Raw genomic sequence first — 10,704 nt, forward strand, 5'->3', positions numbered from 1 at the left:
GGATATGCTTAGCGCTATTCCACCAACAGAGTAAACGCCCTCAATGTCGATTGTACATTTAAATTAATTGAGGAGTCTTGTTATGCCACGTAATTCCATTTACGACGTTACTGAAGTTCGAAAGTATCTTAATGAAAATAGAGATTTTTTTGTAAGTCTCACTACGACGCGTTTAAACGATCCTCAATTAAAAGAATATACTGCAGGATTAATTCCATTATTGTACAGAAATCGACTATGGTTAACGAAAGAAAGCTCTATATCGGTAATATATAGATGGCGAACCAGTGATTTTGAACCCGCACTTAACTATGAAGAAATTCGAACATTTATTGTTGATAATAAAGAATTAGTGGAGCCTTATTTACCGGTCTCTAGAAAAGCCTATACAACAATAGAGCATTCTCAACAAAATACAACTTTCAATGAAAACGCTGACGCTATAGCCATGGCGGATTTGAGCATGATGGTTATAGGTGGTTTTATCGCTGCAGCAGGAATGCTCGCAGTAGTTATCGCATTTGCCGTCCTTAATGCTGCAACTTTTGGTATTCCAGGAGTAGTTGTCGCCAGCGTCGGTATTGCAGCATCCCTCTCAGGAATGGGATTATTTGCAGCGGGAGGCTGCAGGGGTTGTCAAGCACACAGTGAACCTTCTTTTGATATTTCAGACAATAGTATGACTTTCAATCAATTGTAAATTCTGCTTCATCTGAATAAATTGCTCTAATCTAATAGAGAAGATGAATGGTGGTTAGAGAAACCTGAGAGGGGCTTGGGGGCAAACGAATTAAATTAAGCGTTGAAAGCCCCCTTTTTTAAATCATTTTCAAAGTGATTTAACCAAAGGTTGCCAGGCCCTGCATTGTACTTTTTTTTAATTTGATTCGACTTTCTAGTCACGAGAAAATAGGATTCAATATACTTTATACTATTTTCATCATCCTGAATGTTATTGATGCATTCCAGAGTATAGTCATTTTCAGATTCATCATTTCGTTTTAGAACCATCTTAAAATCAGCGATATCGCCTTCTAGTATATTCATCTGAGCCCCCTAAAGCCCTATACCCAAGATGACTGTCTGCCATTAAGTTGAAAAAATGTCATCAGAGCATAGCAAAGGATCTCCTGAATATCACGAGCGCCTTCGTCGCAAGCACCTCTGGATGACGAAAAAATTCCTTAACTAATGGCAGTGCCCCCAAGTCTTCCATATGTCTTAATATAGAATAAAATCAATTGCTAAGCCAAGTTATTTCCTATTTCATTAACTGCTCTTCTACGTCAGTGATGCATAAGCACATTAAAAATAATTAAGCCAGAATCGTAATAAAGCGGTTACGGCCTGAGGGGATTCCATAGGACACATGTGCCCACTATCCTCAATAATCGCTAGTTTTGCCTGGGGGATTTTAGCCACCAACTCCTGATGCACAGCCAAAGAAAAATTCTTATCTTGTTGTGCATGAATGACTAAAGTAGGCATAGGGAGTTGATGGAGAAATGAACTGCATTCCTGGCGCGTTAATAAGGCCTTTTGCTGATTGACAAATGCCTGCTCCCCAACACTTAAAAACATGGAGAGGACGTCCTTTTTTACTTTCTTAGAGTAAACATAACGCTCCGCCAGCGCTGCAGCTACTGTTTGAAAAGCGCCTTGTTCAACAGCCTGAATCATTTCCATTCTGCTTTGCTGCTTTGCTACAGAGTCAGGTTGGGCGGAAGTATTCAACAAACACAATTTTAACACCCGTTCAGGCACTTTCCTGGCCAGTTCCAAGGCTAACCATCCTCCCATGGAGTGTCCTGCTAAAAAGAAATTACCTTCAACCTGGCTTAATACCGTTTGGAGTAAATCTGAAGTGTTATTGCTGGTTACCAAAGGGATTACACGACAAGTAACCAGCTCGCTTAGATGGCTTATTTGATAAGACCATACCCTATGGTCTGATAAAACTCCTGGCAAAAAAACCAAAGTTTCGGCCAGCATCATTTCCTCTTTCAGCAAATAAGTTTTTTCGTTACGTTTGGTCTCATCCATTATCTTTTTATCCAAATGCAGCTCGTATTCGCGCAGCGTAATACGGTTTTTCTGGTATTCTCGTATTAAACGGCGCTAATAGGGCTACAAGTCCTTATTTTTTTGCCACGGATGCAAAAAAATCAGCTGCTTTTTTCTTTATTTCTTCATCGGTCAGATCCATGGTGTGCGTCGCAATCATCCAGGAATAACCAAAGGGATCTTTAATTTGTCCTACCCGATCACCCCAAAACATATCCGCTACAGGCATAGTCGCCTGGCCTCCAGCATTTACAGCCTGCTTGAACGCTGAATCCACATCAGAAACATATATAAAGAAACCTATAGGAGAGCCCCCGGTAGTTTCAGCACTTTTAGGACAATTATCACTGTTCATTTCATCGCCCATCATTATAATCGAATTACCAATCTTGATTGTTGCGTGCATAACGCCTTTTCCATTCATAGCAGGGAAAAGATCAATCAGTTTTGCATTAAAGGCCTTTTTATAAAACTCAATCGCTTGGTGACTGTCTTTAAAAGTAAAGGTTGGGGTAACGCTGTGAAATCCTTCTGGAATAGCCTGAACCATGCTTTTATCTCCTTGATTATAGATTTATAGATATTTAAGAATCTAATGATAATGAACTATTACCCATTTAAATTACACTTTCTTGAATGACATATCATAGGATTACTTATTGATTTTGCCAACGCCATAGGGCTTTAAAAACCAATGTCATCCGAGACATTATCTCTACACGTATTATAATCCAGTCTGAATCAACTTTGAGGCAGCTTGAGCTTCCCTAAGAAGCGTCTTTCGCGCCTTTTGGAATTCCTTAATATCCCAGACTTCATCAAAATACAATGTATTCCGTTTAAAACCAACTAGTTGATGGGCCAACACAATCAAGATATGAGAATATTTTACCAGGCGAAATTGAGCCAGGGCTTGCAACAGGGTAAGACTTTCAACGCCACAGCCAGTAAGGTCATCGCCAAATTTACAACCATAATCGGGGAATTTAGCACTGAACCAAACGTCTAATGGCTCACCCGTCATTAAAAAACTGTTAGAAATTTGTTTCCCACCCACTGCCCGAGTATCACCGAATTGTTCAATTCTCCGCCTTATGCTATGGGATTTTATAAACTGATAGGCTTCGTCATATAAAGCGGTTCGTTTAAAGGGTTCCACTTGAATCGCTGCTTTTAATCCATGAATCAGGTGTTGCTGATTGCTTTTTTTCTGAAGATCCGAGCTTAATTTTAAGTGATTAATGAGCTCCATGAGCTCTGCAATAATAACAGAGTTGTTTTTTCTGGTAACAAGAACAGCCTCTAATTGTTCCCTGATACCGGGATTTTCTAAAATTGAATCTAATTTTGAATGATGCGCCATGCTTTGGGTAATCACTGTTACAAATTCATCCGGATTTATTTCATCATAATAATGATTTGCTTTAATCCAGAGATTGGCATGCTCTTCTTCCAAATGCTCATCCAGCATTTTGCGTAAGAGATTCTCGGGGGTCTTTTCCAAATCAATTTCTACCATACCGCCGCCTGGTAGTAGATACTCACCAAATCTTGTTGCAAAGCGATACTTCCCCGATGGGGTAGCACTCACGCGATCAACAGATTCATTTTCATACTGCCCCATCATCTGGATGGGAAGCGGATACAATTGATCGGGGGGTGGGTTTAAAATATCAAGTTCATCTAAATGATATTGGTTTAAAGTACCTTTTAATTCCAATTGAGCTTTTTGCGCCACGCGAAAAAGTTGCCATATTGTGGTAGGGATTTGGTTTATTGGTTTTTTCAACCGCATCTGGGGTTTCGTATGATGAAACTCGAAATACTGGTTTAAAACAGAAAAACGAGGGTCCTCAAAAAGAGGAACCATTTTGAAATCAATTAAAATATTAAAATAATCCTGATTTTCTATCCGCTGCAAAGCATCAGCATAATTGATAAGCGTTGCGGCATAGGACATTTTCGTATAGGCATCCCCTGCTCTTTCTTTATTCTGGATTTGCTGGGGTAAATTTTTTATTGCCAGTGCCGTCTTATCTAAAATAGTGACCCTGCCCGCTGAATCAGCATGCTTAAATTGAAGAAGTTGCTCACGTAAATCCTGGAATTCTATATTCATTTATCCCTCTCCCTAGCCCTTCATTAGGTTAAGAAAAAACAATCCCGAGCGTCGCGAGGGCTCCTGGATAGCGTGAAATCCTTCGTGCCCGGCTCTTCAGGATAGCTCAGTGTTCAAGTGAAAGACCTCTTCTTATGCAAACTCCTTTCGCAAGAGAGGCCTTATGATTCGAAGGTAAAAAAACTTTAGTAACGCTTACTTGGTTAAATAATAATATTTTTTTATTTCTTGAATAGTACGATTAATATCCATGCCAGAAATATCAAGATGAGTCGCTAACCTGATGATATTCGCTTTATTAGGATGCCTGGGAAAAATAATCCCTTGCTGCTGTAAATGTTCCCATAATCCCGCATAATGATTTGGTGCTTTAATAAGGACTATATTGGTTTGCAATGCCCCTATATCCACTTCAATTTCAGCAATTTCAGCTAAACCAGACGCCAGTGCCTGAGCATGCTCGTGATCGTCTTTTAATCGATCAACGTTATTTTCTAAAGCAAAAATTCCAGCCGCAGCCATAATTCCCGCCTGGCGCATTCCGCCGCCAAGCACTTTTCGCCAGCGTCTGGCTTTATTAATGAATTCTTTTGTTCCACACAATACGGAACCTATAGGCGCCCCTAAACCCTTGGATAAGCAAATCGATATTGAATCAAAGTTTTGACTAATAGTGTGCAACTCAACATTGAGTTTAACCGCGGCATTAAAGACTCGTGCACCATCAAGGTGGCTGAATAGACCGCGAGACTGACAGAAAACGCGTACCTCGTTCAAATAAGAAAGAGGCAATACTTTGCCCGCGGTGGTATTTTCAAGACAGAGTAATCGTGTCCGGGCATAATGATCATCAAGGGGTTTAATGGCCATATCCACTTTATCTAAACATAAACTACCGTCTGTTTCAAAATCCAGAGGTTGAGGCTGAATACTGCCTAAAACGGCGGCGCCCCCTCCTTCCCACAGGTAAGTATGAGCTTTTTGTCCCACAATGTACTCATCGCCGCGCTCACAGTGAGACATGATGCCAAGTAAATTCGATTGCGTTCCGCTGGGCACAAATAAAGCGGCTTCCTTACTCGCCCGCTCAGCAATTATTGCTTGCAATTTATTCACAGTAGGATCTTCGCCATACACATCGTCGCCTACTTCAGCATGCAGCATGGCCTCTAACATTGCTTTACTGGGCTTTGTAACTGTATCACTTCGTAAATCTATCGTTTTCATACGTACTCATTCCATGCAGTGAAATTCTGATCACAAAATAGGTCTCAGATGGACGATGTTTGAGGCGTAGGCCTTTCTGATCATACAATGGGGATAATATACGATATTTTTTGTATGAAGGTTATTGCTAATTATAAATAATTCATCACGCCTCATGTCCTCTTGAAGCAGATGAGTTCTGTCGTACTCATTATGTACTTAGAGAAGCGTTGGATCCCGCAAAGCAGTTAGCGTTGTCGCATCAATCCTCTGTACCACCCACGTCCCGCTGCTATACACTTGTCCGCGGGATCCAGATAGTCAGGCACAGAGCTAGGTGTCTAGATCCCACGGACAAGTGTATAGCAGCGTGGCGTAGGTGTACTGGAACTCATCAATGCAACAACACAAAACCAGTTGCGAGACGTTGATGGGCCAATCGATTTCTGAGGAGTCCCTGACATAGAAAATCAGGTATTGCAGACTGCTTGTAATCCTTCAGTGCCCAAATTGATTAAATTAATTTGCGTTCCAGATTCTGCACTAACAGAGATGCTGCTGTTATTTTTTACGGTGACCATGGTGGCATGACCTGTAGCAACACTTTTACCATTAATTGTCCCTTTATTCTTTAAAACGCTAATCCTTATTTTGCTAGACGTTTGGTTAGAGCCCTGAATGGTACAGGTAGCATTGACCGTCCATAAGGTATGGTTGGTAAGCAGCTTGGTTTCATTGGGACTCAGTTTAATGGTCTTTTGCGCATGTCCTTGTGAACATAAAAAACCTATTAACAGGAAAACTGATAAATTAATATATTTCGTCATATTTTTTCCTAATGAAAATTAAGTGAATCCGAGGAGTCCTACCATTAAGTTAAGAAAAAACGTCATCTCGAGCATAGCGAGAGATCTCCTGAATATTGGGAGATCCTTCGTCGCAATCTCCTCCGGATGACGAAAAATTCTTTAACTTAACGGCAGTGAATCCGAGAATGCCCTGTAATTCAAATACATTGCAAAATTTGCTCATATTGTATACAAATTTAATTAAGGCTTTATTAAGAAGACTCTTTTCGTCATCTCGAGCGCTAGCAAGCGTCCTAATTCACTGGCAGTGTAACGGCAACTTCTAATAAAGGCTCCCGATTGATCCTGTTGCATTTTATGACAATCCCCCTTAAGGTTAATGCTTATAAATTTCTTAATGCATCTTGCTTACAGGGAGTAACAATGCAGCTTGATTTCACCCGTTTATTCAACCCGCTTCACTTAATTACTTTCTCCTGCCGAGCAAGCGCAAAAAAAATAATTTCTCTCTTATTATTCCTGTCGCTCTTCTCGCCCCTCTCTCAAGGAGCAGAGCGAATGCACATGCGAGGGGAGCGATACTGCGAGATTATTTTATCCAAAAAAATTACGAGTTATGCCATTTACAATACTTTGGGATTAAACGATTGCCCTCCCAATATATGGGATAAAGTAACAGTCGCCCAGGTCAAACAGGAAACCGGTTTTTCTTTCGCTCATTTAAATGGCCCACGCTATTGGGTTATTGATGGATTTAACCATTCCAATTTGATTAATTCTGCCATTAAAACAATCAACGGACTTGCCATGCGAGAGGTAGGAGTACTCGATATTAAGTGGGTCGACCTATTGAAATCCCGTTTTCCTTACCATCAACACCATGTGAAACGTCAAACCACCTGGTTCTATGAAGCTGGGAAACCCATTTATGAACTTATTGATGCCAATGGAGAGGTGTTTGTGATGCAGTCTTATAGTATTCAACAATCGCCCCAAACAGAGCAATCGCTCGCACAACTCGGTACAACACTTAAACTGCCCAAAGGCTGGATATTTAAAACAGGGCTGCTGAAAACAGCAGAGTCCATCGAAGCCATCAATAATCTGGCCATTGTAGTCCAAGATGATCTGGAAAATACTTATCAAAAAGCCCCTCATGATTTACTTAAGAGTGAAGAAGATCATGCTTAAGAAATAACATAGGCTTAATTTCACCCTTAGCAAAGTTATTAAATGGAGGTTGTACCATGTCATGTAAGTATGGTTTTCTTATGATGGTCTTCATAAGCTTTTTCAGTACGGCAGGAATATCAAGCCCTGCCACCCTAAAAGACAAATTAATTGTTTCAAACTGTATGTTCAATGTATTAAAAGACAAAGCGAACCTGCTTGCTCAATCGGACCAATTCAGTTTAATAGAAACAATGATGGATGATGAAACCTTACAAATCCTGCATGAAAAAAGATTGGTTTGCGGTAAATTTCTTAATTTGGACTCCTATTTGGGTAATCCGACTTATAGTTCGCTTGACTCACCGCAGTTATTAGCACAACTAACCGCAAAAAAAGTATTTTCTACTCTCCATTCATTTCCTGTAAACCATGAGCCCCAGGTCATGCACCTGTATCAACGCATCGACCCCCAGAAGATTTGGCAGACCAACCAGCACCTTACCAGTTACATCAATAGAGCAGCCAGCAAAACTACCGGGGTTGCTGCGGCTCAATGGTTTAAACAACAATTTGATACTTTAGCCCATGATTATGGACGCAATGATGTTAGTAGTTATTTTGTAAACACGGGCACCAAGTACAAGCAACCTTCTGTAGTAACCGTCATCGGAAAAGATAAAACTGCTGATGCAATTGTTATTGGCGCGCATATTGATACCTTAAGTGGGAATATGCCGGGGGCAGACGATGATTCAAGTGGCATTTCCGTCGCATTGGAGATTGCCAGGGTTCTTTTATCTGCGGAGTTCACGCTGGATCATCCGGTGTATATCATTGCTTATGCAGCGGAAGAACAAGGTTTGGTGGGTTCCGGTTATGTAGTTCGCTCCTTTTTAGATAAAAAAATTTCGGTAAAAGCAGTAATGCAATTAGACCAGGCAGGGTACCGGGCTGATCCCAAAGACCAAACCATCTGGTTAATGAAGGATTACGTCGACCCGAAATTAACCCAATTTATGGCAGAACTATTAACTTATTATGTTAAAATTCCTGTCGCATATACAGAATGTGGCTATGCCTGTAGTGATCATGCCAACTGGTCGCAACAGGGCTTCAGCGCCGGTTATCCATCGGGAACTACCTTAGATGATGATAACCCCTACATTCACTCATCGGAAGACAAACTCGAAATCATTAATCTGGATCATATGATTAACTTTACCAAACTGGGGTTGGCTTTTGTTGCAGAACTTGGACTTAATTGATGTCTTTTCGGTCCTAAGAAAAGCGCTACTCAATAAAACGGGTAGTGCTGCCAGTAAAAAGATTTAATCGCTCGAATTTTGCGAAGGCAATAAAGGAAAGGAACTTGGTTAATATCACTCTTTCGAATAAGAATCCTTGCTCGCCACATAGCCAGGTTGCTATTGACATTGATGCGGGCCTGGCCCGCTTTGCCGATAATCGCGAAATAAGTCTTAAACAATTAATCAACGACTCAGATTTTATTCACCCCTTAATTAATGAACCCTGCATTCCAATTCCCCATCACCTGCTTCACTACGAATACGAGAATGTAGAGGGACTACTTTATTCTGGCATTTATGTTTACTCAAGGTTAATAAAAGCGGAGAAACCACTTGATTGTATTTTCAAAATAAATCCATCTCCTCTTTTTCAAATATCCCCACAAGTCAATGACCTTCATTTTTCAATTAATCGATGCAAAGCAGCTAAAGAAACCATCTCCATTGGACAATTAGAAGCGATAACCAGTCATTTATTGGGCTTTAAATTTGTATTTTCAGAAGCCATTATTATTAACGACCAGTTTACGATTAAGGATCTTCCATCTTCTGTCGATGGCGATGCTTTATATATAAGTGATGAAAAACTGATTGCACTATTAAAAACGCCACGTGATTTTAGTCGTTACGAAATACGGTATATCCATCCTGAAATTGGCCTTGGGGTATACAGCAGAGAACACATTAAAAAAGGAGAGATTATTTCTTTTTATACGGGAATAAAAAACCATGATTTACCCCGCTCCCCATTCTCATTTATACCTAAAGCCGATTGCCTCATGATGCGGCTTGATGCCTGCCAACATGGGAATATAACGCGCTTTATTAATCATGCCCCCCAACGCCATACTTCATCAAAATCATCGTTTTTGGAAGCGAATATAAAATCAAATAGTCATTATTTAAATGGCATAGAGGTGATTGTGTACACGGCTACTAAGGACATCTTAAAGGGGGAACAATTACTCGTCGATTATGGGGACGCCTATTTTCGAGATGATGAGATGTTCCTATTTAAAACCGATGGAGGAGTTATTAATCCGCATAGAACATTTATCGGGAGTAATACGTCAAATAAAATAAGACATCTAAAAATAATGGCAATCCATGGAGTGAAAAAAGCGCAAATTTACTTACTGGTACGGATAGTAATTATTATTTCGCTAATCGCTGCGTTGCAGATTTCAGCGACTTTTATACAGTAAAGCTTAAGGGAAGGAGCTCAAAATCTCTATTCATTTAAGACCTATTTTGATGATATGTTACTCTTTATTAGCCCAATAATTGGATGGACTCGATGAAACTAAATTTGCTCAAAGGTAATATTCCCTTAGTTTTTACCTATTGGTTATTTGGCGTCCTCCCGGGAATTATTTATCGCTTGATAGGAATGATCATTGATAAATATTATTTAAAAATTTCCTTAATTCCCCATAGCCAATGGTTTTTTTATCTGTACTTACTTTTTCCTTTTCTCTATTTTCCCTTTATCTATGTCGCCATTTGGAATAGCAGCAATCACTATACGAAAAATAAACTCTGGCCTATCCTTGCCAAGATTGCGGTAATTTTGGGGTCTTTATTTCTTCTAGCAGGTATTATGCAAATTATTAATCAGTTCATCCATCGCAATGATGTGACCTATAAGATCAGCCAGGAGGTTAATCTGATTAATAAAAGTTTGCCAATTAAAATGGACGACGAAACGGAAATAGAAAAAGTTTCCTTTAATAATAAAAATTTGCTCACTTATGTTTATCGCTTAATGCAAAAAGATAAATCAGATATCAGCCTCAATGTTTTTTCTTTCCTCATTAAACCTAAGCTGATTCATCTCGTTTGCAGTAACCAGGCGTTGAAAGACTACCTCTCTAAAGGAATAAACGTCTCTTACCATATAATCGACCGAAAAGGGATGGACGTATATGACTATACTGTAACCTCAGGTGATTGTAATTACCCATGATGGGAAAGAAGTCTAATGGCTTGCCCTCATGCTTTTAACTGTCTCTTGATTACCTCTATG

General features: G+C 39.9%; 11 protein-coding genes. 5 read left to right on the plus strand and 6 right to left on the minus strand.

Annotated elements, in window-relative coordinates:
- Positions 1 to 82: 82 nt before the first annotated feature.
- Entirely contained in the window at positions 83 to 700 is a 618-nt protein-coding gene (locus tag LOX96_RS10615) for a hypothetical protein (protein ID WP_250422075.1), read from the plus strand.
- A gap of 95 nt (positions 701 to 795) precedes the next feature.
- Here LOX96_RS10615 and LOX96_RS10620 read toward each other — a convergent pair whose 3' ends face one another.
- From LOX96_RS10620 to LOX96_RS10645, 6 genes are all read right to left on the minus strand, one after another.
- On the minus strand, positions 796 to 1,047 hold the full coding sequence (locus LOX96_RS10620; RefSeq protein ID WP_250422074.1) for a hypothetical protein: 252 nt from the start codon (positions 1,045 to 1,047) through the stop codon (positions 796 to 798).
- A gap of 258 nt (positions 1,048 to 1,305) precedes the next feature.
- Positions 1,306 to 2,043 carry an alpha/beta fold hydrolase gene (locus tag LOX96_RS10625; protein WP_250422073.1) on the minus strand — a complete coding sequence of 246 codons (738 nt, stop codon included), beginning with the start codon at positions 2,041 to 2,043 and terminating at the stop codon, positions 1,306 to 1,308.
- A gap of 94 nt (positions 2,044 to 2,137) precedes the next feature.
- The gene (locus LOX96_RS10630; RefSeq protein ID WP_250422072.1) at positions 2,138 to 2,614 is read right to left on the minus strand and encodes a VOC family protein; all 477 of its coding nucleotides are present in this window, start codon (positions 2,612 to 2,614) and stop codon (positions 2,138 to 2,140) included.
- 174 nt (positions 2,615 to 2,788) lie between these two features.
- Entirely contained in the window at positions 2,789 to 4,183 is a 1,395-nt protein-coding gene (locus LOX96_RS10635) for a hypothetical protein (protein ID WP_250422071.1), read from the minus strand.
- A gap of 195 nt (positions 4,184 to 4,378) precedes the next feature.
- Positions 4,379 to 5,410, minus strand: coding sequence for a low-specificity L-threonine aldolase (gene ltaE, locus LOX96_RS10640; RefSeq protein ID WP_250422069.1), 1,032 nt, complete (start codon positions 5,408 to 5,410; stop codon positions 4,379 to 4,381).
- A gap of 449 nt (positions 5,411 to 5,859) precedes the next feature.
- The gene (locus LOX96_RS10645) at positions 5,860 to 6,216 is read right to left on the minus strand and encodes an S-Ena type endospore appendage (protein ID WP_250422068.1); all 357 of its coding nucleotides are present in this window, start codon (positions 6,214 to 6,216) and stop codon (positions 5,860 to 5,862) included.
- 540 nt (positions 6,217 to 6,756) lie between these two features.
- Here LOX96_RS10645 and LOX96_RS10650 point away from each other — a divergent pair.
- The 4 genes from LOX96_RS10650 (at position 6,757) to LOX96_RS10665 (ending at position 10,644) form a co-directional block, all read left to right on the plus strand.
- The gene (locus LOX96_RS10650) at positions 6,757 to 7,389 is read left to right on the plus strand and encodes a hypothetical protein (protein ID WP_250422067.1); all 633 of its coding nucleotides are present in this window, start codon (positions 6,757 to 6,759) and stop codon (positions 7,387 to 7,389) included.
- 56 nt (positions 7,390 to 7,445) lie between these two features.
- Positions 7,446 to 8,636, plus strand: coding sequence for a M20/M25/M40 family metallo-hydrolase (locus LOX96_RS10655; protein WP_250422066.1), 1,191 nt, complete (start codon positions 7,446 to 7,448; stop codon positions 8,634 to 8,636).
- Between the two features lie 104 nt (positions 8,637 to 8,740).
- The gene (locus tag LOX96_RS10660) at positions 8,741 to 9,883 is read left to right on the plus strand and encodes an SET domain-containing protein-lysine N-methyltransferase (protein WP_250422065.1); all 1,143 of its coding nucleotides are present in this window, start codon (positions 8,741 to 8,743) and stop codon (positions 9,881 to 9,883) included.
- Positions 9,884 to 9,975: 92 nt separating this feature from the next.
- Positions 9,976 to 10,644 (plus strand): DUF8479 domain-containing protein, encoded by a 669-nt coding sequence (locus tag LOX96_RS10665; protein WP_250422064.1) that lies wholly within the window; start codon positions 9,976 to 9,978, stop codon positions 10,642 to 10,644.
- Positions 10,645 to 10,704: the final 60 nt, after the last annotated feature.

Origin of the sequence: Legionella maioricensis (assembly GCF_023618015.1) — a bacterium.
Lineage (GTDB): Bacteria > Pseudomonadota > Gammaproteobacteria > Legionellales > Legionellaceae > Legionella > Legionella maioricensis.